The sequence below is a fragment of the Vitreoscilla sp. C1 genome, assembly GCF_002951955.2.
Lineage (GTDB): Bacteria > Pseudomonadota > Gammaproteobacteria > Burkholderiales > Neisseriaceae > Vitreoscilla > Vitreoscilla stercoraria.
The window spans coordinates 1,412,569-1,436,238 of record NZ_CP019644.2 but is presented as its reverse complement, the minus strand read 5'-3'; the positions used below and the strand labels follow the sequence as shown (position 1 = coordinate 1,436,238).

General features: G+C 42.1%; 19 protein-coding genes, 2 tRNA genes and 2 pseudogenes. 5 read left to right on the top strand and 18 right to left on the bottom strand.

Annotated features, from left to right (window positions below; all coding sequences use genetic code 11):
- Positions 1 to 66: 66 nt before the first annotated feature.
- Together ADP71_RS07045 and ADP71_RS07040 are read right to left on the bottom strand one after the other, a co-directional pair.
- Positions 67 to 1,116 carry an NAD(P)H-dependent flavin oxidoreductase gene (locus ADP71_RS07045; RefSeq protein ID WP_019957681.1) on the bottom strand — a complete coding sequence of 350 codons (1,050 nt, stop codon included), beginning with the start codon at positions 1,114 to 1,116 and terminating at the stop codon, positions 67 to 69.
- A gap of 229 nt (positions 1,117 to 1,345) precedes the next feature.
- Positions 1,346 to 1,432, bottom strand: a tRNA-Leu gene (locus tag ADP71_RS07040).
- A gap of 79 nt (positions 1,433 to 1,511) precedes the next feature.
- Between ADP71_RS07040 and rnr the strand changes: the two genes are divergently transcribed.
- Together rnr and ADP71_RS07030 are read left to right on the top strand one after the other, a co-directional pair.
- The gene (gene rnr, locus ADP71_RS07035; protein WP_019957682.1) at positions 1,512 to 4,001 is read left to right on the top strand and encodes a ribonuclease R; all 2,490 of its coding nucleotides are present in this window, start codon (positions 1,512 to 1,514) and stop codon (positions 3,999 to 4,001) included.
- Positions 4,002 to 4,167: 166 nt separating this feature from the next.
- Positions 4,168 to 4,896, top strand: coding sequence for a hypothetical protein (locus tag ADP71_RS07030; protein ID WP_171461035.1), 729 nt, complete (start codon positions 4,168 to 4,170; stop codon positions 4,894 to 4,896).
- Between the two features lie 71 nt (positions 4,897 to 4,967).
- Here ADP71_RS07030 and ADP71_RS07025 read toward each other — a convergent pair.
- The 8 genes from ADP71_RS07025 to gmk form a co-directional block, all read right to left on the bottom strand.
- Positions 4,968 to 5,043: transfer RNA gene (locus tag ADP71_RS07025), tRNA-Ile, on the bottom strand.
- Between the two features lie 57 nt (positions 5,044 to 5,100).
- The gene (gene rpoD / locus ADP71_RS07020; RefSeq protein WP_171461034.1) at positions 5,101 to 7,056 is read right to left on the bottom strand and encodes an RNA polymerase sigma factor RpoD; all 1,956 of its coding nucleotides are present in this window, start codon (positions 7,054 to 7,056) and stop codon (positions 5,101 to 5,103) included.
- A gap of 76 nt (positions 7,057 to 7,132) precedes the next feature.
- A complete protein-coding gene (gene dnaG / locus ADP71_RS07015; protein WP_019957685.1) occupies positions 7,133 to 8,911 on the bottom strand; it encodes a DNA primase in 1,779 nt (592 codons plus the stop codon).
- A complete protein-coding gene (locus ADP71_RS07010; RefSeq protein WP_019957686.1) occupies positions 8,908 to 9,354 on the bottom strand; it encodes a GatB/YqeY domain-containing protein in 447 nt (148 codons plus the stop codon). The genes dnaG and ADP71_RS07010 overlap by 4 nt, the downstream gene beginning before the upstream one ends.
- Before the next feature lie 70 nt (positions 9,355 to 9,424).
- The gene (gene rpsU, locus ADP71_RS07005) at positions 9,425 to 9,637 is read right to left on the bottom strand and encodes a 30S ribosomal protein S21 (protein ID WP_019957687.1); all 213 of its coding nucleotides are present in this window, start codon (positions 9,635 to 9,637) and stop codon (positions 9,425 to 9,427) included.
- 232 nt (positions 9,638 to 9,869) lie between these two features.
- Entirely contained in the window at positions 9,870 to 12,032 is a 2,163-nt protein-coding gene (locus tag ADP71_RS07000) for a RelA/SpoT family protein (RefSeq protein WP_019957688.1), read from the bottom strand.
- A 10-nt stretch (positions 12,033 to 12,042) separates the two neighbouring features.
- Positions 12,043 to 12,249, bottom strand: a complete 207-nt coding sequence (gene rpoZ / locus ADP71_RS06995) for a DNA-directed RNA polymerase subunit omega (RefSeq protein WP_019957689.1) — start codon at positions 12,247 to 12,249, stop codon at positions 12,043 to 12,045.
- 13 nt (positions 12,250 to 12,262) lie between these two features.
- Complete coding sequence (gmk, locus tag ADP71_RS06990) at positions 12,263 to 12,874, bottom strand: guanylate kinase (protein ID WP_019957690.1); 612 nt, start codon at positions 12,872 to 12,874, stop codon at positions 12,263 to 12,265.
- Positions 12,875 to 13,063: 189 nt separating this feature from the next.
- Here gmk and ADP71_RS06985 point away from each other — a divergent pair, with 189 nt between their 5' ends.
- Positions 13,064 to 13,636: an adenine phosphoribosyltransferase gene (locus ADP71_RS06985; RefSeq protein ID WP_019957691.1), complete on the top strand. Its 573-nt coding sequence runs from the start codon at positions 13,064 to 13,066 to the stop codon at positions 13,634 to 13,636.
- Between the two features lie 175 nt (positions 13,637 to 13,811).
- Here ADP71_RS06985 and ADP71_RS06980 read toward each other — a convergent pair whose 3' ends face one another.
- From ADP71_RS06980 to ADP71_RS06970, 3 genes are all read right to left on the bottom strand, one after another.
- Complete coding sequence (locus ADP71_RS06980) at positions 13,812 to 15,155, bottom strand: YjiH family protein (RefSeq protein ID WP_019957692.1); 1,344 nt, start codon at positions 15,153 to 15,155, stop codon at positions 13,812 to 13,814.
- 602 nt (positions 15,156 to 15,757) lie between these two features.
- Complete coding sequence (locus ADP71_RS06975) at positions 15,758 to 16,024, bottom strand: hypothetical protein (RefSeq protein ID WP_019957693.1); 267 nt, start codon at positions 16,022 to 16,024, stop codon at positions 15,758 to 15,760.
- A gap of 160 nt (positions 16,025 to 16,184) precedes the next feature.
- On the bottom strand, positions 16,185 to 16,973 hold the full coding sequence (locus tag ADP71_RS06970) for a DUF2071 domain-containing protein (RefSeq protein WP_216603977.1): 789 nt from the start codon (positions 16,971 to 16,973) through the stop codon (positions 16,185 to 16,187).
- 282 nt (positions 16,974 to 17,255) lie between these two features.
- On the opposite strand from ADP71_RS06970, the gene lgt reads away from it, so the two are divergent.
- Positions 17,256 to 18,116: a prolipoprotein diacylglyceryl transferase gene (gene lgt / locus ADP71_RS06965; RefSeq protein WP_104931870.1), complete on the top strand. Its 861-nt coding sequence runs from the start codon at positions 17,256 to 17,258 to the stop codon at positions 18,114 to 18,116.
- A gap of 392 nt (positions 18,117 to 18,508) precedes the next feature.
- Here lgt and ADP71_RS06960 read toward each other — a convergent pair.
- Positions 18,509 to 19,643, bottom strand: a pseudogene (locus ADP71_RS06960) (IS30 family transposase).
- Positions 19,644 to 19,770: 127 nt separating this feature from the next.
- Here ADP71_RS06960 and ADP71_RS06955 point away from each other — a divergent pair.
- A pseudogene (locus ADP71_RS06955) lies at positions 19,771 to 20,846 on the top strand (IS3 family transposase).
- A gap of 250 nt (positions 20,847 to 21,096) precedes the next feature.
- Here ADP71_RS06955 and ADP71_RS13200 read toward each other — a convergent pair.
- The 4 genes from ADP71_RS13200 to ADP71_RS06935 form a co-directional block, all read right to left on the bottom strand.
- Complete coding sequence (locus tag ADP71_RS13200; RefSeq protein ID WP_019959081.1) at positions 21,097 to 21,285, bottom strand: AlpA family phage regulatory protein; 189 nt, start codon at positions 21,283 to 21,285, stop codon at positions 21,097 to 21,099.
- A 348-nt stretch (positions 21,286 to 21,633) separates the two neighbouring features.
- Entirely contained in the window at positions 21,634 to 22,110 is a 477-nt protein-coding gene (locus ADP71_RS06945; RefSeq protein ID WP_171461033.1) for a DUF551 domain-containing protein, read from the bottom strand.
- Positions 22,111 to 22,128: 18 nt separating this feature from the next.
- Positions 22,129 to 23,010 carry a recombination-associated protein RdgC gene (locus ADP71_RS06940; RefSeq protein WP_104931868.1) on the bottom strand — a complete coding sequence of 294 codons (882 nt, stop codon included), beginning with the start codon at positions 23,008 to 23,010 and terminating at the stop codon, positions 22,129 to 22,131.
- A 93-nt stretch (positions 23,011 to 23,103) separates the two neighbouring features.
- Entirely contained in the window at positions 23,104 to 23,670 is a 567-nt protein-coding gene (locus ADP71_RS06935) for a hypothetical protein (RefSeq protein WP_104931867.1), read from the bottom strand.

Below are 23,670 nucleotides of genomic sequence, written 5' to 3'. Positions count from 1 at the left end.
GAATGAGTTGTGTTTTACCAATCAAGCGTCCTGTAAATCTTTACAGGACGCTTGATGGTTTTATGGTCATGCACAGTCTATGTCCATATCAGAATACAAATACTGTAAAATTTCCGCCACACTTTGTTGGCGCATGTGTGCCACACCTGTGCCTGCCCACAACGACAAATATTCGGCTTGTTGGTGTCTGTCTGCCCAAGCACGCATGGGTGAGGTTAAGGCATTTTGATAAGGGTAGGGCAAGGCGTCTTGTTCATATGCCGCCAAAGTTTGCATCCATGTATTTTCAATGCCTCGTGCGTTTTTGCCTGAGAACAAACGGGTTAAACGCGTTTTTTGGTGGCGTTTGTCCCATAAGGCTTGTTTCATGACACTGGATGCGCCGCTTTCGGTAGCACATAAAAAAGCAGTGCCGATTTGAACAGCATCTGCGCCGTGTGCCAAATAATCTTGCACTTGTTGCGCTTGAGAGATACCACCTGCACTGATGAGTGGTTTATCTGTGATAGCGCGGCATGCTTGTAACAAATCCAAATTGTGATATTCGTCTTCGATGGCCAACTCAGTGGGTCCGCCACGGTGACCGCCAGCTTCTATGCCTTGTAAAACCACCGCATCAGCGCCCACATCCAGCCATGCTTGCAAATGTGCGGGAGAATTGGCGGTGCCGATGATGCGAATGTTTTTTTGTTGCAAGGCTTGGGCTTGCGCTGACGTTAAAATACCAAACGCAAAACTGGCAATGGCAGGCTGTAATTGCAATAAGGTTTCAAATTGGGCGTGAAAAGATTGTGACCATGTTGGTACTGTCGGAAAATCTAAACCCAATTGGTTGAATGCTGGTTCTAACCATAGTTTAGCGGCCTGTAAGGATGGCGCACTGGGTGGCGTGGGTTCGGGTAAGATGAACAAATTCATGGCAAATGCGTGTTGGGTCAATGTGCGTATGTGTTGCGCTTGTTGCACCATTTGCTCAGGTGACAAGATGCCACAAGCCAAACTGCCCAATGCGCCTGCTTCACATGCTGCCGCGACCAATTGTGGTGAGCTGGCACCGCCTGCCATCGGTGCTTGAATGATGGGATAATGCAATGGAAGGTCAAATAAATGGCGCATGCTCAATCCTTGTGATGAGGTGAAGATTGAGTATAACATTGGCATGAGTGGGCTAAGACAAAGCAATCCATTGCAAAGATGGTATTCAAACTGGCTGATATCCAGTATGGTGGATTAAGCTGTGGGTCTTAAGCATTTATCGTGGCTTAAGATATCGGTTTAAATGAACTGACATAAAAAAAGACACTCTGTTGAGTGTCATGTTTTTATATCACAATGTCTATATCGTTGGTGCCCAGGAGAAGACTCGAACTTCCACACCATTGCTGGCACATGGACCTGAACCATGCGCGTCTACCAATTCCGCCACCTGGGCATAGATGAAAACACAAATTTGATGCACAATGTGTTTGAATTGCGAAGAACGCATTATAGTTTCCCTATTGAGAAAGTCAATGACTAAAAGAAAAAATAATTTGCGCAGCCAAGACCCGTTTTTGGCACGTGAACAAGAAAAATACAGCGACCCATTGCCTAGCCGTGAGTGGGTGATTGAATTATTGGAACAAAAAGGGGTTCCAGTCAGCACGGAAGACTTGGCAAATGTCTTGTCTATTCGTGAAGATGAGTATGAATTTTTCCGTCGCCGTTTGGGCGCGATGGTACGAGATGGGCAGATTTATATCAATCGCCGCGGCTTGGTGTGCGTGGCGGAAAAATTGGCTTTGGTCAAATGTCGTGTGGAAGCACACAGTGATGGTTTTGGGTTTGCCGTACCTTTGGAAAAAAAAGCAGGCGACACCGATTTGGTTTTGTACGATCGCCAAATGAAAGGTTTGATGCATGGTGATATTGTCACCGTGCGTCCTGCAGGCATTGATCGGCGTGGTCGTCGTGAAGGTCAGGTATTGGATGTGATTGAACGTGCAAACAGTACGGTGGTGGCACGTTTGTCTAAAGAAGGTGGCGTTGCTGTCGCTGTGCCTGAGGACAAACGCTTGAGTCAAAGCATTGTCTTGGATATTAACAGTATTGGTCAGGCGCAAGATGGTCAAGTTATCAATGTGCAATTGACCCGATTCCCTGAAAAAAATCTGCCTGCTGCGGGTAAAGTCATTGAAGTATTGGGTGACTATGCCGATAGTGGTATGGAAATTGAAATTGCAGTGCGCAAACACCATTTGCCACATCAATTTTCAAAAGAATGTCTCAAAGCGGCGGCAAAAATTCCTGCAAATGTGCGTCCAAAAAACCGTAAAGATCGTGTAGATTTGCGTGAATTGCCATTGGTGACGATTGATGGCGAAACCGCACGTGATTTTGATGATGCGGTGTTTGCGGAGAAAGTTGGTCGCAATTTCCGTTTGGTGGTGGCCATTGCCGATGTGAGCCATTATGTTCAAAATGGTGATGGCATTGATGGTGATGCGCGCGAACGCAGTACCAGTGTGTATTTTCCACGCCGTGTGATCCCGATGCTGCCTGAAAGTTTGTCCAATGGCATTTGCTCGCTCAATCCTGATGTTGAGCGTTTGTGCATGGTGTGTGACATGATTATCACCAATATGGGCAATGTCAAAGCCTATCAATTTTATCCTGCGGTGATGCGTTCGCATGCGCGTTTGACTTATACACAAGTGTCTAATTGGATAGAGTCGGGCGAAGAGCACGCTTTAAAACCGCAAATTGATGTGTTACATCAATTATTTAAAAAATTGCAAAGCAAACGCGAGCAGCGTGGTGCGATGGAATTTGACACTGTTGAAACTCAGATGATTTTCAATGACAACGGCAAAATTGACCGCATCGAACCAATCAAGCGCAACGATGCTCACCGTTTGATTGAAGAGTGTATGTTGGCAGCCAATGTGTGTGCGGCAGATTTTTTATTGCAAAACAAACACCCGTCTTTATACCGCAATCACAAAGGTCCTACGCCTGAAAAATTGGAAGTTTTGCGTCAGCAATTGGCATTGTTAGGTTTGCAATTGGGTGGCGGTGATGCGCCAACACCGAAGGATTATGCTGAATTGGCGGCACAGTTTGAAAATCGTGATGACAAAGAAGTGTTGCAAGTGATGTTGTTGCGTTCGATGCAGCAAGCGATGTATGAGGCCAAAAATGAAGGCCATTTTGGTTTGGCTTATAGTGCTTATACTCACTTTACCTCACCGATTCGTCGCTATCCTGATTTGACTGTCCATCGTGCGATTAAAGCGGTGTTGTTAGGTGAGGTTTACCAAGAGGAATCTTGGCAAGGTCTGGGAAGCCATACATCATTTAATGAGCGCCGTGCGGATGAAGCCAGCAAAGATGTGGAAAATTGGCTCAAGACGTATTATATGAAAGACAAAGTGGGCGAGGTGTTTGAAGGTCGCATCGCTGGGTTGACTAATTTTGGTATTTTTGTGACTTTAAGCGAATTGCACATTGATGGTTTGGTTCACATCAGCGATTTGGGTGAGGATTATTTTAATTACCGTCCTGAAATCATGGCCATCGAAGGCGAACGCAGTGGTGTGCGCTTTAAAATGGGCGATGCGGTCGTTGTGCGTGTGGCCAGTGCCAATTTGGATACAGGCAAAGTGGATTTGAGTTTGATCAGCGGTGGCAGCCCAGGCGATGGCAACCGTCAGAGCCGCTCGACGCCACGTTCGCGCTCTGGTGCGCGTGGTAAAATCCATGAAGCTGTTGTTCGCAATGGCCGCAGTGATGGCGCAGCAAAGAAAAACCGTCGTTCTCGCAAATCCACAGGTAAAGACACTGCCGAAACGCCTACTGCGGTAGCCGCGACGAAAAAGCCCAATTCACGCCCACCCAAATCTGCAAAAGCACAGCGCCGAGCCAAAGGCAATGGTGCCGCTGGCGCGGTAGCGACGACAACGGCGAAGGCCAAAAAACGCAATGAGCGTAAAAAAAGCAGCAAGTCCAGTAAAAAGGCTTAATTGAGTCAGACATTAAAAACTGAATGGTTTTGAGGTATAAAGCGTCCTGTAAACATTACAGGACGCTTTTTGATGCTATCAAGATTTTAATGGCGGCAAATAATAACTGGGGTTTGGAATGGTATGATGTGAATATATAGATATTCATCGATTAAGGGTTTCATATATGTTGGTTGTCACCGTATTAAGGCAAAGTAAAAAATTCACACCCAAACATGCACAGTGGATACACAAACAATTTGCACCTTTTGAGTCCATTTGTTTGACCGATGCCAAACACATCGATGGTGTGAAAACGGCGCCTTTATTACATGATTTTCCTGGATGGTGGTCGAAACTGGAACTATTCAATCCCAATCATCCTGTCTTGGGTCAGCAAGACTTATTGTATTTTGACATTGATGTGGTGGTGACAGGTGATTTACAAGAGTTGATGAATGAAGCTAAAAACTTCACCATGCTGTCAGGTCTGTCTTATACCAATCAATGTAATTCATCTATTATGTATATTCCTTGTGAAATTAAGGAATTTGTGTGGAATCGTTTTATGGCCAATCCACAAAAACATATGGACGAGTGCGATACACCTGAATGTTGGGGTGATCAAGGTTTTTTAAGCAAAATCACGCAGCCGCAACAATGGCAACATTTATTGCCCAATCGTATTTTTAGCTACAAAGTGGATATTGCCCAACCTTCTATGCTTGGCTATGAAGCTTTGCGTAGCAATGGACGACATTTAGGTGTCCCGCCGAAAGATGCTATTGTCGTGTGCTTCCATGGTTATCCTAGCCCATGGAAAACAGGACTATCATGGGTGCCATTTTTTTCAGTGAAAGAAAGCATTTCAGGCAAGATAAAAGCATGGCGAGCAAAGAGGAAAGCAGCCAAATAGGGCGTGATTTGTATTGCAGTATATGCATAAATAAAAAAGTACCGTAAAGGTGCATTCTTTATAGGGTTCTTTGGTGGGCCCGGTGGGAATCGAACCCACGACCAAGGGATTATGAGTCCCCTGCTCTAACCGCTGAGCTACAGGCCCTTGCAAAGAAGCGGCATTATAACAAACATGCCGCTGGATTAAAAGCCCTTAAAACAATTATTGCTTGTTTTCTTCGCTGTCTAAGAAGCTTTTCAAGCGTTCTGAGCGAGTAGGGTGACGTAATTTACGCAAAGCCTTGGCTTCGATTTGGCGAATACGCTCACGGGTGACATCAAACTGTTTACCGACTTCTTCCAAAGTATGATCGGTATTCATGTCAATACCAAAACGCATGCGCAATACTTTGGCTTCTCGTGGCGTCAAGCTTTCCAAAACTTCTTTGGTCACTTCGCGCAAACCTGAATACATAGCAGCATCAGAAGGTGCAACATTGTTGGCATCTTCAATGAAATCGCCTAAGTGTGAATCGTCGTCATCGCCAATAGGTGTTTCCATCGAAATCGGCTCTTTGGCGATTTTCATGATTTTGCGAATCTTATCTTCAGGCATTTCCATTAATTCGGCTAATTTTGCAGAATCAGGTTCTTCGCCTGTTTCTTGCAAGTATTGGCGTGAAATGCGGTTCATTTTATTGATGGTTTCAATCATGTGAACCGGAATACGAATCGTACGGGCTTGGTCGGCAATCGAGCGGGTAATGGCTTGGCGAATCCACCATGTCGCATAAGTTGAGAATTTATAGCCACGACGATATTCAAACTTATCTACCGCTTTCATCAAGCCGATATTACCTTCTTGAATCAAGTCTAAAAATTGCAAACCACGGTTGGTGTATTTTTTGGCAATTGAAATGACCAAACGCAAATTTGCTTGAATCATTTCTTGCTTGGCTGCAGCAGATTCACGTTCGCCACGTGCCATTTCTTTGTTGATGTCTTTGAGTTCATCAATCGACAAGCGTGATTCTTCTTGTAAATCTAATAATTTACTTTGTTTCTCAATGATAGAAAATTTGAAGCGTTCTAAGGCTTGGTTCCAGTCTTTATTATTGCGACTTAATTCTTTTTCTACCCATTGAATATCTGTTAAATTACCTGCAAAATTCTCGCGGAAGTAATCGAACGGCATGCGAACGTGGTTGACGCAAATATCACGAATACCGCGTTCCAATTGGCGAATGGTATCTACGCGTTTGCGCAAGCTTTCGCACAAGCTTTCAATTTGACGGGTGGCAAAACGTACTTTTAACAAGTCTTCGGTGATGGCTTGGCGTGCGGCCAAATATTCTGCACTTTGGCTACCTTTGGCTGCTAACAAAGCAATCATGGTTTCAAATTTGGTTTTAACCAACTCAAAATGAGCCAAAGTGTTTTGACGCAATTCTTCTAAATTGGCGCCTGCCATCGCATCGGCATCTTCAACAGAATCTTCGTCTTCGTCTTCGTCTTCATCTGTGTCTTCATCTGCGTCTTCCTCAACCAAAGTATCGTTGCTCACGCTCTCAGCAATGGCGTTTAAGGCCGCTTCTTCCTCTTCTGGATCAATCAAGGCTTCAACGACTTCATCCACACGGATTTCTTCAGTGCGAATTCTTTCTACTAGGCCTAAAATCTCTTCGATGGTTGAAGGACAAGCACTGATAGCTTCAATCATATTGCGCAAAGCACGTTCGATTTTTTTGGCGATGATGATTTCGTCTTCACGCGTCAATAAATCAACTTGACCCATTTCACGCATGTACATACGCACAGGGTCGGTCGTGCGACCAAATTCAGAATCAACGCTAGACAACGCCGCTTCGGCTTCGGCAACGGCATCTTCATCGGTAACACCTGTGGCACCATCACTCATTAACAAAGAGTCTGCATCTGGTGCTTCTTCGGTAACTTGGATGCCCAAGCCTGAAATCATGCTGACAATGTTGTCGATTTGATCTGAATCAGACACATCTTCAGGCAAGTGGTCATTGATTTCGGCATACGTGATGTAGCCACGTTCTTTTCCAAGAATAATCAGTTGACGCAAACGTGCGCGTTGTTCTTCAACACTCAATGGCGCATCATCTTGATTGTCTTGATCAATCTCTTGTTTTTTAGGGTTGTTGTTTGCCATGTTTTTCTCAAAGCTAAGGTTTGGAAGACTATATTAAGTAATGTGTTAAGCGTATTGTTTGGTTTAGGTTGCCAAATTATGGCTTGCCGCTAATAAGCGCCACTAACAAACGGTTTTCATCATCACTCAAACCTACTGTATTGCTTTTTGCTAACAAATTTTGAATTTGTTGCGCTTTCAATTCTTTGTACAGCTTTTGCATGCCGTCCTGAAAACCTTGTTCGTCTTCAGGACTGCGATAAACAAAATTATCCATATTTTGTGAAGCATGTCGCATCAGTTGATTAATGGTATCAGCATGGATGCTTCCGCGCATCGATTCTAGAATATGCACAGTATTCATACTTTGTGGTGCTGATTTTATGGTATCGGCCAAGTCAGCTAAGCATGCATAATCATCTTGTAAAGGCCAATAATCGGGTAAATCGATATATGAGGCCCAATTGGGATTTATCAAGAGCCACATGATTTGATTTTGTACCAATGAATGACTAATCACTTGCGCTGGCATACTGGGTAAGCGATAACTTTTTGCTTTGATAGGAATATTCTTGGTTGATTCACCCATTAAGCTGGCTAAATCATGACGATCTAATCCAGTTAAACGCATCAGGCTTTGCTTCATGAGTAAGCTCAGAGCAGGGGCATTCTTGACTTGTTCAATTAGGCCGCTGGCTTGTTGTGCTAGTCGAGCTTGGTGTTCACGTTGATTTAAATCCAAAGGCGCACACAGTTTGGCAAACAAATATTCTGATAAGGGCTGGCTTTTTTCTATCAGTAAGCTTTCAAAGCTTTGTTTGCCGTGTTGGCTGATATAACTGTCTGGATCTTCGCCATCAGGTAAAAATAGAAAAGACAATGCTTTGTCATCTTTGAGCAAAGGCAGAGCATTTTCTAAGGCACGCCAAGCGGCTTTGTGTCCTGCCTGGTCACCATCAAAACAAAAATACAATTTATCGCTGTGGCGCATCAATGTTTTGATGTGAGTGGCGGAGGTGGCGGTGCCCAATGTGGCAACGGCATAGCCTACACCATGTTGAGCCAGTGCGACGACATCCATATAGCCTTCTACCACCAGCACGCGACTGGTCTCTTTGATGGCGGCTTTGCCTTCAAACAAACCGTATAATTCACTGCCTTTGTCAAACAATGGCGTTTCTGGAGAGTTAAGGTATTTGGGCTCGCCTTTGTCTAAGACTCGACCACCAAAACCAATTACTTGACCAATGGCATTGCGAATGGGAAACATCAGACGGTCACGAAAGCGGTCGTAACGTTTGTCTTCTTTGGCAATGACCAAACCCGCCTCTTCAAGCAAAGGATGGACATAATTTTGTTTGAAAGCGTCCTGTAAAGCTTGCCAAGCATCGGGTGCATAACCAATTTGATATTGTTCTATGGTTTGGGCATTCAAACCACGTTTGGCAATATAAGCACTGGCTCTAGGGTATTGGGGCAATTGCTGGGCATAATAGTCGGCTGCAATGCGTGTGGTATCTTGTAAGGCAAGTTTTTTTTCTTGTTTGGCTTTTTTGATACTAGGGTCGACGGCAGGTCCATTGTTGACATGTGGTACATGTAAACTCACACGTTCAGCCAAGCGTTCGACGGCATCGACAAATGACAAGCCATGGTATTCCATCATGAAACCGATAGCGCTGCCATGGGCACCACAACTGAAACAATGGTAAAACTGTTTGCTTGGGCTGACAGTAAACGAAGCGGTTTTTTCTTTGTGGAACGGACAGCAGGCCAAATAATTTTGGCCACCTTTTTTCAGTGGCACCGCTTCGTCAATGACGTCAACGATGTCCACTTTTTGCAATAATTCGTCTACAAAATCACTGGGAATCATGAGTTAAGTGCATCTTTAACCCATTTGGACACTTTCCCCATATCAGCAACACCATTTAATTTTGGTTTTACGATGGCCATGACTTGACCCATTTGAGCCATAGATGTTGCACTTACGGCCGCAATTGCTGCTTGGATTTCTGCTTGTACTTCTACATCGCTGAGTTGAGCAGGCAAATACTGTTGTAGTAAATCGATTTCTGCTTGTTCTTTGTCTGCTGCTTCATTGTGGTGGTTGTCACGATAAATTTTGACAGAGTCTTGGCGTTGTTTGATCATTTTGATGACAATTTCCATTACCCTGTCATCACTAACCTCTATGCGTTCATCCACTTCTACTTGCTTAATAGCAGCCAACAACATGCGGATGGTTGATAATTTATTGGCTTCTTTGGCGCGCATCGCGTCTTTCATGTCTTGGGAAATACGTTCTTTGGCTTGCATGATTCATCCTTAATTAAGCGCAATGGAAAAAACACCGCAGTAAGCTGCGGTGTTTTCTAAAAACTGTATCTTAGAACAATTTTGGAGGCAAAGTTTGGCTGCGCAATTTTTTTTGCAAGCGTTTAACCGCTGCAGCTTTTTTGCGTTTGCGTTCAGTAGTTGGTTTTTCATAAGCTTCGCGCGCACGCAACTCAGTCAATAAACCTGTTTTTTCTACACCGCGTTTAAAGCGACGCATCGCAACTTCAAATGGCTCGTTTTCTTTTACACGAATAGCTGGCATTCGGGATATTCCTTAAATTTAAAAATAAAACTACTAAATAAGTAATACTTAAACTACATAAAGTGATTGTGGCTTGAGCTTATCAAACACACTGTTTTGGCAGCCTTAGAGGCATTGCCACTGAAAAATCACCCCCAAACCCACTAAAACGTTTCAAATAAGATTGAATATTTTAATGTGCTTGGGTGTGTTTGTCAAATAAGATTGCCATATGCATGCTATTTTTGAGATTTTAGCAACGGCTGACACGTCTAACCTGTGGAATTTGTTCCATTGCTTTAGAGACTTGCTCTAAATGCTGCGCTGTTTTAACTTCTAAGCGGAATTTGAATTCAATAAAGCCTTCAATACCCCCATCAATCGTAGTAGAGGGTGTTTCAACAGATTGAATATTGGCGCCTTGCCCTGCAATAGCAGTGGCCAGAGCGGCCAGTAAACCTTGTTTGTCGCGGGCATTGACCAAAAGTAAAACAGGATAGAGTTGTTCTGTTTCGAGTAAATCCCAATTGGCAGGCAATTGGTGATCAGAATCGGCTTCTAAGATGACTTGACATTGTTCTCGATGTACCACAATGCCTTTATTTTCAACCAATTGTGCACGGATGCTGTCTCCTGGAATAGGTCGGCAGCATTTGGCTAGATGAATATTGCCATTTTGAGTGCCGTAAATTTTGACAGGGCTAATGGTTTGGATTTGCGTAATATGCTCGCCTGCTAATTGAGCCAAATCTTTGGCAACGACGACTGGCAATAAGCGACCCATACCGACTTCATACAATATGTCTTCAAAAGTGGTATTTTTACTTGCCAAATGCTGTAAATATGTTTCACGCAAGCTATCAGATAACAGCAGTTGTTTTGGTAATAAACTAACCAGAGCCTTGTTAAGTAAGCTTTCGCCTAGGATGACTGCATCATGGCGACTCATGGTTTTAATCCAATTGCGGATACCACTGCGAGCGCGACCACTGACCACAAAATTCAACCAAGCAGGATTTGGATTGGATTTGCTAGAGGTAATAATTTCAATTGAATCGCCTGTGTTCAGGACGGTACGTAGCGGTACCATATTGTTGTTGACTTTGGCAGCAACGCAATGATTACCAATATCAGTGTGAACTGCATAAGCGAAATCAACAGGTGTCGCACCGCGTGGCAACACAATAATTTTGCCTTTAGGTGTAAACAAATACACTTCGTCTGGAAATAAATCGACTTTGACGTGTTCTAAAAACTCAATGGCATTGGCACTTTCAGCTTGTAAAGCCAAAATATTTTGCATCCATTGATGGGTACGCATAGATGCGGTGTCAAAAGATGCACCTGCAGATTTATACATCCAATGGCTGGCAACGCCACCTTCAGAAATCTCGTCCATTTCACGGGTACGAATTTGTACTTCAATCGGCAAGCCATATGGGCCGACCAGTGTCGTGTGCAAGCTTTGATAGCCATTGTTTTTGGGAATAGCGATGTAATCTTTGATTTTGCCTGGTTTAGGCTTGTAAATACTGTGTAAGGCGCCTAATGCGGCATAACACATAGGAACATTGTTAACGATGACACGGAAGCCATAAATGTCCATTACCTCAGCAAAATGTAGATTTTTATCAATCATTTTTTGATGGATGCTGAACAGGTTTTTTTCACGACCTTTGATTTGGGCTTCAATATTGAAAGAGACCAAGCTTTTACTGAAAGTGGTCAATACTTTGCCAACCACATCGCGGCGATTACGGCGTGAGGCTTCTAGAGCACGAGTCAATACTTTATAGCGATTAGGGTGTAAGTTTTTGAATGCCAAATCTTGTAATTCACGATAGACTTCATTCAAACCAATACGATTGGCCAGTTGAGCATAAATTTCTAAGGTTTCATTGGCAATACGACGGCGTTTTTCAGGGCCAACAGCACCCAAAGTGCGCATATTGTGTAAACGGTCTGATAATTTGATGATGATGACGCGAATGTCTTGAATCATCGCCAAAATCATTTTGCGGAAACTTTCTGCTTGATGTTCTTCTTTGCTAGAGTATTCCAATTTTTCTAATTTTGATAAACCATCGACAATATCAGCGATGGTGTCATCAAATTCCGCAGCCAATTGCAGTTTGGTGGTGCCAGTGTCTTCTAGCACATCATGCATCAAGCCAGCAGCGATGCTGACTGCATCCATATGCCAATAAGCCAATTCGGTCGCTACTGCAATAGGGTGCGTAATATAGGCTTCGCCGCTTTGTCGGGTTTGACCAACATGGGCATCGTTGGCAAAGTCGCAGGCTTTTTCAATTAAAGCTACCTCATCGGGCTTTAAATATTCAACCGCTTGCATCAATTTGTCTTTTGCCTCTTGTGAAACAGCATCAAAAGGAACTTTGCCAACGTATTTCTTCATAATAGCCTTATTATTTCTGACGATCCAAAAGCTCAACACCGATTTGACCTGCAGCAATTTCGCGCAAAGCAATCACAGTCGGTTTGTGTTTACCAGTTTCTTCAACCAAAGGTGTGGCGCCGTGAGCCAATTGGCGGGCGCGGGTTGAGGCAGTCAAAGTCAACAAAAAGTGGTTAGGGATGCGAGGAACGCAATCTTCAACGGTTACGCGAGCCATGATAGAGGCCTTTCTATTTTAATAAATTGTGGATAAAGGGTAATTGTTTGTCACGAGTCAAACGCAAGCATTGCATGATGCTCAATACATCACTACACGCACGGTTCAAATCATCATTGATAACAATATAGTCGAAATACCGTGCTTGGTCGATTTCAAAACGGGCTTTGCCCAGACGTTTAGCGATTACTTCTTCGCTATCGGTACCTCGACCAACCAAGCGTTGTTCCAGTTCCGCCATCGTTGGCGGTGCGATGAAAATACTGATAGCGTCAGGCAAAATGTCACGAATTTGCGTCGCGCCTTGGATGTCGATTTCTAAGATGACATCAAAACCTTGTGCCTGCAAGTTTCGCACCACATTGGCATTGGTACCATAAAAATTATCGTAAACTTGAGCGTATTCTAAAAACTCACCTTTGGCAATGAGTGATTTGAATTCGTCAACAGAAACAAAATAATAGTCTTGAGCATGCACCTCGCCATTGCGAGAAGGGCGAGTGGTGTGTGAGATAGACAGACGCAAACTAGGGTCTGTTTTCAAGACTTGACCGACAATGGTGGTCTTGCCTGTGCCTGATGCGGCAGAAATGATGTAAATTTGACCCAGTTTGGGAGCAGTCATATTATATTATCCTTACCAAAATCAAATTATGCCTTAAGCCAGCAACTGCGGCAAATTACTGTGCTTGATACTTTAGGACAATGTAATTTAGGGTGTTTGTTTTGGTGAATTGTTGCGGTTGCACATTATAATTTATCTGAGACAGATATATAATAGGAAAATTAAAAAAGAGTATTTAAGGAATTTTCTATGCTGATACATCCCGAGGTTTTTGACGCGGAGACGTTGGCACAAAACATTCGTAAGGTCCCTCATTGGCCCAAACAGGGTATTTTGTTTCATGATATCACCCCGATTTTGCAAGATCCGAAGCACTTTCGTTTACTGGTAGACTTGTTGGTTTACCGTTATATGTCTGAAAAAATCGATGTGGTAGCGGGTTTGGATGCCCGTGGTTTTATTATTGGTGCAGCGTTGGCTTATCAATTAAACGTAGGTTTTGTGCCGATTCGCAAAAAAGGCAAATTGCCATTTGATACGGTTTCAGAAAGCTATGCTTTAGAATACGGTGAAGCTTGTGTGGAAATCCACACCGATGCAGTCAAACCAGGTGCACGCGTGTTGTTGGTAGACGATTTGGTTGCCACGGGCGGTACCATGCAAGCAGGTATTAACTTGATTCGCCGTTTGGATGCAGAAGTGGTTGAAGCCGTTTCTGTATTGGAGTTTAGTGATTTACCTGGTGGTCAATTGATTCGTGAAGCAGGTGTGCCATTGTTTAGTCTGTGCCAAAGTGAAGGCGATATGGCTCCTGAAGCCTAATTATCTGAGAAAATATTTCAATCATATTGATTGAAAATTTAAAAGCGTCCTGTAAACATTTACAAGACGCTTTTTTGGTATATGAAACTCATTTTAAGCGTCCTGAAAGGTTTACAGGACGCTTGGAAGGGTGTTTAGGAGCAATCATTAAGACGATTGGTCATATAAACGGATTTCAAGCGACCAACCAGCCCATCATCAAGCCCAAACGCAAAGCCACGCTGGCCAATAAAATGCTCAAAATAGTGCGTACCAACCAAATCACCAATAAATGCCAAAATTTGATTGGAATTTGGGTCGCCAACATGCATGGAATACTGCCTGAGAAAAACAACACGCTGCTGATGCAAGTGATGGCGGCAATGTAGCGTACAGCAAATTCTGCATCTTTTAATAAGATTGCAGGCAAAAACATTTCTGCCAATCCTGACGCAAAAGAGCCGCTATGTTGTGCCAAGCCTTCAATGCCTGTGAGCCACATGAACGGTTTTAACACCAAGCCCACCCATTCAAATACCGGCGTGTATTTGGACAATAACAAACCAATGAAACCAATGGCCAAAATAGAAGGAGCGACAATGGCGGACATGCGCAAACCATCTAAAAAATTCGCCCACATCATGTTCGCGATAGAAGGATTGCTTTGATATTGTTTGATGCCTGCGGCTTTGGCAAATGCCCAAGCTTGGCCTTGTGGTGCCTCTGGCATGGGATTGGATGAATCATTGTTCAGCCAAGACAAAGGTGGAATGTAAGCGGTAATTGCTGTGACTGTAAAGGTAATCACCAACGCACTCCAGAAATAAAAATTCCAAAATGCCATGATGCCCAATGTTTTGGCGACAATAATCATGAATGTTGCCGACACCGTTGAAAAGCCTGTGGCAATAATCATCGCCTCACGCAAAGAATAACGACCTTGGGTATACATGCGATTGGTAATCAGCATGCCAACAGAATAGCTGCCAACAAATGAAGCTACTGCATCAATAGAAGAGGCACCCGGGGTGCGAAATACAGGACGCATCAAACGCTCCATCATCACACCGAGTAATTCCAATAAGCCAAAGCCAATTAAAAAAGTCAAAGCCACCGCGCCAATGGGAATCAAAATACCGACGTTGAGCGCTAATTTGTCAAATAAAAATGGCAACATGTCTTTTTGCATGGCCCAAGCAGGAGCGGTATTTGTCAAATACAATACGGCTAAAATCAAACCCAACAGCTTACAGATGCTGAAAATCATATTGCTGACAGAATGGCGGAAAGTGCCTTGGATGAATGGGCTCAAAGCGCCGTAAGCCATCAAAGCCAATAAAGCAGCGATGGCTACAGGTTTGAGTGGACCAGTCAAAACACCGGTGGCGTGGTCTAATAAGATGGTTTCTTTGCCACCTATTGAAACGGGAACAAAAAACAAAAAAATACCGATGCTGCTAAAAAACAAAATTTTGGCGATACTTAGCCAATCGTTGGATGCGGATTTATTGCCTTTTGAAACAAAACTTTGCTCGCTCATTGATACTCTCCATGTTTTGGTCTTCTATTCTTGTATATACAGGATAATATATAGGTGCATCTTCACACGCAACGATGCATATTATGAAAGCATTTTAAATGTCAAATGAATTATTTTTTAAGATAAAAAAAGCCTTGATATGAAATATCAAGGCTTTTAATTCTAATCATTAGGTATTTATTAGATGATTTTTTAATTAAGAGGGTATTTTTGTGTTGAATCAACAATCTCAGCTAGGGCTTGCCATTTTAAAGCATCATTGGAAGTGATACTGAGCCGTTTGTTAGTCATCATGGTGATGAATGTTGATGCGATGAGTGTGAATGAGATGTGGGTGACATCTTAAATCCAGCAGTACAGTGTTTTGACATCTCTTCATCTGACGTTGATTGGCAAACATGAAGCCAATATAGCGATGCGGCCTGTAAAAGTGGTGGTTGGGAAAGCTATATACAGGCACATTTTTTGCCAAATTACCAAAAAATCAAAATGGTCGATTCAATGATGATGATTAAAATGAAATTTTATTATATTTATATATAAATAATTAGCCCACTACGATTGATTGTAGTGGGCTATGGTATTGAACCTAGTTTACAGCATTAATGGTCAACACGAACAGAATAGCCGCTACCTGTTCCGAATGTATTGGCACCAATGACTGTGAAAGTTGGATTAATTTCTTTTGAATTCAATCGATTGGTTTTAATTTCCTCTTTCATAGGTACTTCAGTTTTGGCAATTTGCTGGTTGCTTTGTGCATGTGGATTCAATTGTGGTGCATTGCGATTTTCGCCAACACCAGCCATAGCCAAAGAAGATACGCTAACCAAAGTCAATAAAGTAGCAGTTACAAAAAGATTTTTCATTTTATTTTCTCTAGGTTTGTTCAAGTATGATTGAATTATATTCTTTACCTAGAGTTTTAAATATAGTCTTTTAATTAAACAATTATTAACTATTTGGAAACTATATATGGCTATACAGACCACTGTATTTTCAAAACACATAATCTAAACAGTAATCTTCTCAAATCACTTTTGGTGGTAAATAAACAGTGAAGGCGTTGATGGGTTCAATCATGACGCTATAAGGATTTTGTTGCTCGGTAAAACTTAGTAATTGCAATCGTTCGAGTAATTCAAAACGTACATGAATCAAATGAGCGGGCTTAGGACAAAGCTTGTCGTGCCACACTCTGTACGTTCCCAACTGACCATCGCGCCTATGGTAAAACCCTGCCATAGGATGGGTTAAAAAAACCTGATAACTTTCTTGATTAGGAAAACCCTCAAACTGCCACTTATCCTCTTCATTTTGCGTCAAACTGACCTCTGCACACCCCCAAGATGATGACATATTCATGTTATAAACATCATATAAACCTGCTGTGTTTTGCTTGCATTCGAAATGAACGTTGCCAGGATGCCAAGGTAATTGCCACAAGTAACGAGGTACAATTAAGGTCCAAGAGTCTAAAACCGCGCCTAAAAACCAAACACAACGCTCTTGGGTGTGTTGGTCAATCACATAGACACGGTAATAAATCTGTCCCATATTGAATTTGGCAAAAGGATAGACTGCCGAGGTAAAATCAACATGATGAAAAGGCACTACCGACATTAACGCCATAGTTTGACCTTGGTATTCAATGGTGTCGAGTTTGAATCGAGGTGGGATGATGTCTTTGAAGCGTTCAGGGTTGAGTGCGTAAGTAATCAAAGCAAAATGCTGTAAATGAGATGACACATCTATTTTTTTAGGCTCAGGACGAGGATGTAGGTAATCTTTAAATTTTAAAATCGGAAAAGTCATCATAACACCTTGCTTTCCATGATATCGACATTGGTAAATATCATATTAATCAAGGTCGCTTGCTCTGATAAATAAGTCGTTTGAAAAAGAAATATTCCACGTTCTTTGTCCATAAAGTATTGTACTTTCATACTTGACCCTTTGATTGAACACGATAAATTCCAGCCAATATTATTTTAATCTTAAATTTCTGTCAATACAGAAATTATATTAATTTAAGTAGAGCAACAACACACCGTTCTTTTGCTAAAATAATGCCATCTTCAATAAGAAAGTTGATTCATTATGATGATGCACCCTAATTTCGATCCTGTTGCGCTGCAACTTGGACCGTTTGCCATTCGTTGGTATGCATTGAGCTATATTGTGGCGTTTGCCTTGTTCATTTTCTTGGGTCGCCGTCGTATCAAACAGGGCAATACGGTGTTTACCAATGATATGCTGGATGATTTGCTGACTTATGGTGTGGTTGGTGTGATTTTAGGTGGTCGTTTGGGTTATGTGTTGTTTTATAATTTTGCCCAATACATCGACAGTCCTTTGTCTATTTTCAAAGTTTGGGAAGGCGGCATGTCGTTCCACGGCGGTTTTTTAGGCGTGTTGGTGGCCATGTTGGTTTATGCTAAACGTCATCAATTGGGTTTTTGGCAAGTGACGGATTTCATCACACCTATGGTGCCAGCTGGTTTGGCTTCAGGCCGCATTGGTAACTTCATCAATGGTGAATTATGGGGACGAGTCACACCGCCTGATTCATTTTGGGCGATGGGTTTTCCACAAGCGCATTATGCCGACCAAGCCATAGCTGCCACCAATTTTCAATACTCACAATGGTTCAATCAATTGGGCGCTTTGCCTCGCCATCCATCACAATTGTATCAATTTGCTTTAGAAGGCTTGTGTTTGTTCGCCATCGTGTGGATTTTTGCCAAGAAAAAACGCACTGTCGGACAAATTTCAGCCGTTTTCTTAATCGGTTACGGCACGTTCCGTTTTATTGCTGAATTTGCTCGTCAACCTGATGCACATTTGGGTTTATTAGGCTTGGGATTGTCTATGGGGCAATGGTTGAGCCTGCCGATGATTGTGGCAGGCGCTGCATTGTTTATGTGGGCACAAAAAAACCATTTGGTAACTCACAAATAAGAAAATATGACTTAGATATTTCTACTTTAGCAAGTATTCGTTCATATCATTGTATTTGTATGATAAAAGCGAACGATTTGATTTATCGTGACACTCAATACCGTCTTTCATGGGCGGTATTGTTATTTCAATATAAGATTTAAAGTAAAAAAAGAGTAACAGTCATGACATTTAAAAATAAAAAAATTTATTTTTTCAAGGCTGAATTATTTGAAGAGAAAATTTTATGTTTGTGCATGGCGTACCATATTGTTGACTGATTCAATGGCATTGGTTGATGTTTATTGTGCTGTATTGCTAGCGGATGCTTAAATACGGGACAGATATTAGTTAAATGTGTGCGTCCTGTATTTGATACTGGGTAATCCCCCCTTTAAATAAATGATGCGGATTCAACCGGTCAGCGCAACACCTGTTTGAAAGACCTCAAGAGGTGTTTTAAAGCCCAAGATTTTTCTCGGCCTAGTATTAAGTTGCAAAGCAATTTTATCTAATTGTTCTTGTGAATAAAGACCAAGATTTTTACCTTTGGGTAAATATTGTCTTAAAAGCCCATTTGTATTTTCATTTGTGCCTTTTTGCCAAGGACTGCTAGCATCACAGAAATAAACAGACATATTGCATTGAGCAGTTAAAAGATGGTGTTTAGACATTTCATGACCTCTATCCCAAGTCAGTGTTTGCCTGATGGATGAAGGTAATCCAGCTAATTGGTCAATGACAGCCTTTATAACAGATATGGATTTTTTATCAGCCGTTTTACCTAGCAATGTATAACGAGATTTGCGTTCTACCAAAGTCACTATTGCTGAAGCTAATGTGCCAATAATCATATCTCCTTCCCAATGACCAACATACTGTCTGTCTTTAATCTCTTTAGGGCGGTCCCAAATTGACTTTAAATTTGGAATCTGCTGCTTACCAGAGTTGTGATGATTGCGGGCGTGGCGAAACATTCTTTTTCTGCGAAGATGTCTTTTTAGCTTTGGAGGCAGAATGTTTTTTTTTCAGCAGATACAGTGATTTGTATATGGTTTCATAAGAAACATGCATCGATGGATTATGAGGAAACTGTATGAATTTCAGCCAGCCTGCTATTTGTTCGGGAGACCAACAACATGACAGTTTATCAATAACCATCTGTTTTAATAATGAATTGCTTTATAAAATAAAAGATTTTGGCCTTTTTGCTTTCTTTAAAGCCAATTGCTCTGCTAAATAAGCCCTGTATTTATGAGCACCTCCATTACGTGAAACCTCACGCGAAATGGTCGATGGCGATCGATTTAATTGGCGACTTATGGCTCTTAAACTCAGTCCTGCTACCAATGCTCGAGAAATGCATTCGCGCTCTTGCAAGGTTAAATCGGTCGCTTTTCGGCGTCGAATATCAGGTTCAATACCACCATGGTATTCTAGAAATGAGTAAACGGTCGCAGGTGGTTTCATAATGTCTTTGGCAATGAAGGCCATAGGCTTTCCCTGCTTCCATAGAAACCAGATTCGTTTCTTACGTTCATCAGTCATTGCTCCATGTATGGAAACCATAACAATCCTTTTAACATAAAAAGTAGGATTGGTGTTGCGCTGACCGGTTGAATCAGCAGAGGCGATAAGTAGAATTTTCTCGTAATCTATACGCAGGAGATTTTGCATGAAACAATCACGATTTACTGATGGCCAAATCATTGCCATTTTGAAACAAGCCGAGTCAGGAATGCCTGTGCCAGAGGTGTGCCGAGAGCACAGTATCAGCTCTGCCACCTTTTACAAATGGCGATCGAAGTATGCAGGGATGGACGCTTCATTGATGGCTCGTATGCGAGAATTGGAAGCTGAGAATGCCCGTCTGAAGAAGATGTACGCTGAAGAACGGCTCAAAGCTGAGATCATTCAGGAGGCGATGGCAAAAAAGTGGTAAAGCCATCTTTGCGTAAAAAGATGGCGTATGAGGCAGTCACACAAAAGGCTGTTAGCATACGTTTTGCCTGTGATGCTTTTCAAATCAGCGAAACATGTTATCGTTATCAGCACCAAAGTGAAGATGGCAATTCATTGATTGCCGATTGGCTTATCAAGCTCACCAATGAACATAAAGATTGGGGGTTTGGTTTGTGCTTTGCCTATATTCGTAATGTAAAAGGCTTTCAATTCAATCACAAACGCGTTTATCGCATTTACTGTGAATTGGCATTGAATCTGAGAATTAAACCTAAACGCCGCATTAAGCGTCCTGTACCAGAAGTCTTAAAAGAGCCTGAGCATACCAATGACATTTGGTCTTTGGATTTCATGTATGACCAAATGAGCGATGGCCAAAGCTATCGATTGTTGAATGTGATTGATGATTACAAACGTGAAGGTTTGGCAATGGAAGCGGATTTATCCTTACCTGCCAGCCGTGTGATTCGGACTTTGAATCAAATCTTGGAATATAGATTGCCACCCAATACCATACGTTGTGACAATGGTCCAGAATTTACCAGTCATGAATTTCAAAATTGGGCCGTACAAAAAGGCATCAGGATTGAATACATCCAACCTGGTAAACCGTAACAAAACGCTTATATTGAGCGTTACAACCGCACTGTAAGGTATGGATTGTTGAATCAATATTTGTTTAACAACTTAAATGATATTCAGGATTATGCCACCCGTTGGTTGTGGTTCTATAATCATGAAAGGCCTCATCAAGCCAACGGTGGTAAGCCGCCATTGATGAACATTTGATTCTACTGATTCTGTCCATTAAAAATGGGAGGATTACCCTGTGTTTCAAGTGATATTGAATCAGAAAATATGAGAAGTAGAGACAAGAAAAGCCCCGAATAATCGGGGCTTTATTAGTTTTTGGGTGTGATATGAAGCGTTATGAAATAACTTTCAATCACTCCCACTCAATTATTGATATGTTTGAAAGAGGGTTGATTTTATTGATTAAAACGAGTTTTTGATTTTATTTTACCGACTAACTTACCGTCTATTGATTTTGCTGCTTGAGATTTTCGAGATATTTGTGGATTGATGACTGGTGCCAGCGGATGCTATTCGTGCTTGTTTTGACAGGATTAGGAAAATCACCGTTGCGGCGCAAGCGCCAAAGGGTAGTGTCTGACATTTTGGTCAATTGTAACACTTCTTTTTTTGTGAGTAATGGGTCAATGTTCATTTTCTCATTCCATAAAAAATGGCCTGTAACTTACAGGCCGTTTGGGTCTAAAATCATAATTCTTTTTGCTTGGCTTTCGTGCAAATGTTTTTTTTCAAAAAATACCCACCAATTCGGTGGGTTATTTGCGTTTACGTTGGTTGCGATAGTTTGCTTTGTTTAATCGCTGATAGTATGTGTTTTGATGCTTGAAACGCTTAGGTGTGATGTAGTGCTGATTTGCACCCATGTTTGCGCCTGCTAATACTGCAAGCGCCAAGGCAATGAATGTTCTCTTGCTCATATTTTCTCCAAAAAAATACCGCATAAGCGGCCTGTATGTTGGTACCCTCATTCGCGAGGGTGGCATCAGTCTTGCGGTGGGGTAGGCAGTGGCATCCAGTGGGTTACTCGTTCATTAAATGAAGACGAAAACCTGCAACCTGCTATGCAATAAGAGACACTCTGATATACATCTTGCGAGCTAATATCCATCACACTTACAAGATAGTAACCGCTTTGCTCAGGCATCCGCTCGCTGCATGGAATCCATGCGCTGACTGATTCAGTCAATACTGGCGGTTCAACATAAACCTCAAAATCACGGTCAACTTCATCACATTCAGCCTGTGTTGGCTTGCGGCGTTCGCAAGTTGAATAGCCTCGTACTTCGCCATAAAATCCACTTTCAAGACCATCTACATAATGTTCAGCGCTACCCCCTGAATCGGCAAAGTAATCATAAAATTCTTCACAATTACCGATGTGGTGCTGCTTGGCTTCTTCTAACGTATCGAAAAAATGCACATCATTGCAATAAGCATCGTATGAAAAATATTTTTTCATTTAACTTCCTTGTACTGTTCAAAATAGAAAACCGCCCAAACACTCAACCAATTCATGAATCAGCAAAGACAAGTTTTGAGTCATGATGATTTGGGTGGCCGTCATCAGGTTTTCTAAATCATCACCTTCATTGGCGGCTTCTTCTTGCAACATGTCCAAGTATTGAATGCGGCTGAGGCTTAAATCATCATTTAAAACAAAGCGGATTTGTTCGTTCCAAACCAAGCCCAATTGGGTACAAATTTTGCCAGATTCCAAATGGTGACGTATTTCTTCTGCAGTCAAATCTTGGCGCTTGGCTTTGATAATGGCAGCTTTCTCACCGACGCTGACCAATTCACAGTCGCTATCGAGCTCAAAATTGCCCACAGCTTCGCCAGCCAATAGCCAATTGGTCATGATTTGGCTAGGTGCGTGGGCTGTTTTAGGTAATACAGCAGCCAAGCCGCCTAAAGCTTGGCGTAATTCGGTGATGAGGTTTTCAGCCTTGTTGGAATTGGCAGAATCGACCAAAATCAAACCATCAATGAAGTAAGCACATTGGTGGGTGGACTTTACAAACGCTTTGGCCAATAAGCTATCTGTGATTTGTTCTTTCAACTCCAAACGCTCTTTGCGTCCGATTTTTCGCTCTTCACTTTGTTGAGTTTCAATCACTTTTGCATTTAAAGCATCACGAATGACCGAAGCGGGTAGAATTTTAGTGTCCGTACGCAAGCAAATTTTGCGACTTTGAGCAGCATCAAAAACCAAGCTGTCACTGAATGGCATGGCTTGGTGAAAGCCTGAGCTTGACCAACTTAAGCTTGGGCAAGGTTTAAAAACTGCATTAGCCAAAGTTTCGGAATCAATGCAGATGGGGTTTGGTAATACAAAAATGGATAATTGTTTGATCCACATATAAGCGTCCTGTAAAAAAAGAAAACGAAAGCCAAGTGATGACTTTCGTTCTTGAAAATGGATGGTGACAAGCTGGCGATTTTCTTATGCGTTTCAAATACCATGTTTTTGAGGTATTTGAGATGTAATTACTTGCAGATATTTTTGGCATGCATCCTTAACTTTGGATTCGCTCCAATCAGGCATGTAGCCTGAGATATTGCCCAATAAGATTTCTTCCAAAGACTGCTCATGCTCAAGGCATTCAGTCAAAATAAACTTCATTGACCTGTCAAGTGTTCCAAAGATTTCTCTGTACTGTCCTTTGTGAACTGGCTTTTTGTGGCTTGGCGAGTAATGACAACCGTTTTGATTTGTAAAAGAGCAGCCCCAATCAATCCCAAATTTCTCAGCTTTCGATTCGCTATATTTTGGAAACAATCCAAAATGGCGCGCCATCATAAGCGATTTGTGAGCAAAATCAGGACTAAGAGCGGCAGCATAGTCATTAAAGGATGGGTGTTTTTCCCCTTTTCTAGCCGCCGCCAGAAGGCTTCGCAAAAACACTCGCATAACATTTGCGATTGCATCATTTATTTCTTTACAATTGGTCTGTTTGGGTGTGATTTTCTGAGCTGCATCAGGCATTGCTCGTTCAATCTTATTTAAAATTGATTCCAT

What these genes read in the sequence shown, in the direction of transcription:
- ADP71_RS07045 (WP_019957681.1), bottom strand. Translation starts at nt 1,116, where the DNA reads ATGCGCCATTTATTTGACCTTCCATTGCATTATCCCATCATTCAAGCA.
- rnr (WP_019957682.1), top strand. Translation starts at nt 1,512, where the DNA reads ATGACTAAAAGAAAAAATAATTTGCGCAGCCAAGACCCGTTTTTGGCA.
- ADP71_RS07030 (WP_171461035.1), top strand. Translation starts at nt 4,168, where the DNA reads ATGTTGGTTGTCACCGTATTAAGGCAAAGTAAAAAATTCACACCCAAA.
- rpoD (WP_171461034.1), bottom strand. Translation starts at nt 7,056, where the DNA reads ATGGCAAACAACAACCCTAAAAAACAAGAGATTGATCAAGACAATCAA.
- dnaG (WP_019957685.1), bottom strand. Translation starts at nt 8,911, where the DNA reads ATGATTCCCAGTGATTTTGTAGACGAATTATTGCAAAAAGTGGACATC.
- ADP71_RS07010 (WP_019957686.1), bottom strand. Translation starts at nt 9,354, where the DNA reads ATGCAAGCCAAAGAACGTATTTCCCAAGACATGAAAGACGCGATGCGC.
- rpsU (WP_019957687.1), bottom strand. Translation starts at nt 9,637, where the DNA reads ATGCCAGCTATTCGTGTAAAAGAAAACGAGCCATTTGAAGTTGCGATG.
- ADP71_RS07000 (WP_019957688.1), bottom strand. Translation starts at nt 12,032, where the DNA reads ATGAAGAAATACGTTGGCAAAGTTCCTTTTGATGCTGTTTCACAAGAG.
- rpoZ (WP_019957689.1), bottom strand. Translation starts at nt 12,249, where the DNA reads ATGGCTCGCGTAACCGTTGAAGATTGCGTTCCTCGCATCCCTAACCAC.
- gmk (WP_019957690.1), bottom strand. Translation starts at nt 12,874, where the DNA reads ATGACTGCTCCCAAACTGGGTCAAATTTACATCATTTCTGCCGCATCA.
- ADP71_RS06985 (WP_019957691.1), top strand. Translation starts at nt 13,064, where the DNA reads ATGCTGATACATCCCGAGGTTTTTGACGCGGAGACGTTGGCACAAAAC.
- ADP71_RS06980 (WP_019957692.1), bottom strand. Translation starts at nt 15,155, where the DNA reads ATGAGCGAGCAAAGTTTTGTTTCAAAAGGCAATAAATCCGCATCCAAC.
- ADP71_RS06975 (WP_019957693.1), bottom strand. Translation starts at nt 16,024, where the DNA reads ATGAAAAATCTTTTTGTAACTGCTACTTTATTGACTTTGGTTAGCGTA.
- ADP71_RS06970 (WP_216603977.1), bottom strand. Translation starts at nt 16,973, where the DNA reads ATGATGACTTTTCCGATTTTAAAATTTAAAGATTACCTACATCCTCGT.
- lgt (WP_104931870.1), top strand. Translation starts at nt 17,256, where the DNA reads ATGATGATGCACCCTAATTTCGATCCTGTTGCGCTGCAACTTGGACCG.
- ADP71_RS13200 (WP_019959081.1), bottom strand. Translation starts at nt 21,285, where the DNA reads ATGAACATTGACCCATTACTCACAAAAAAAGAAGTGTTACAATTGACC.
- ADP71_RS06945 (WP_171461033.1), bottom strand. Translation starts at nt 22,110, where the DNA reads ATGAAAAAATATTTTTCATACGATGCTTATTGCAATGATGTGCATTTT.
- ADP71_RS06940 (WP_104931868.1), bottom strand. Translation starts at nt 23,010, where the DNA reads ATGTGGATCAAACAATTATCCATTTTTGTATTACCAAACCCCATCTGC.
- ADP71_RS06935 (WP_104931867.1), bottom strand. Translation starts at nt 23,670, where the DNA reads ATGGAATCAATTTTAAATAAGATTGAACGAGCAATGCCTGATGCAGCT.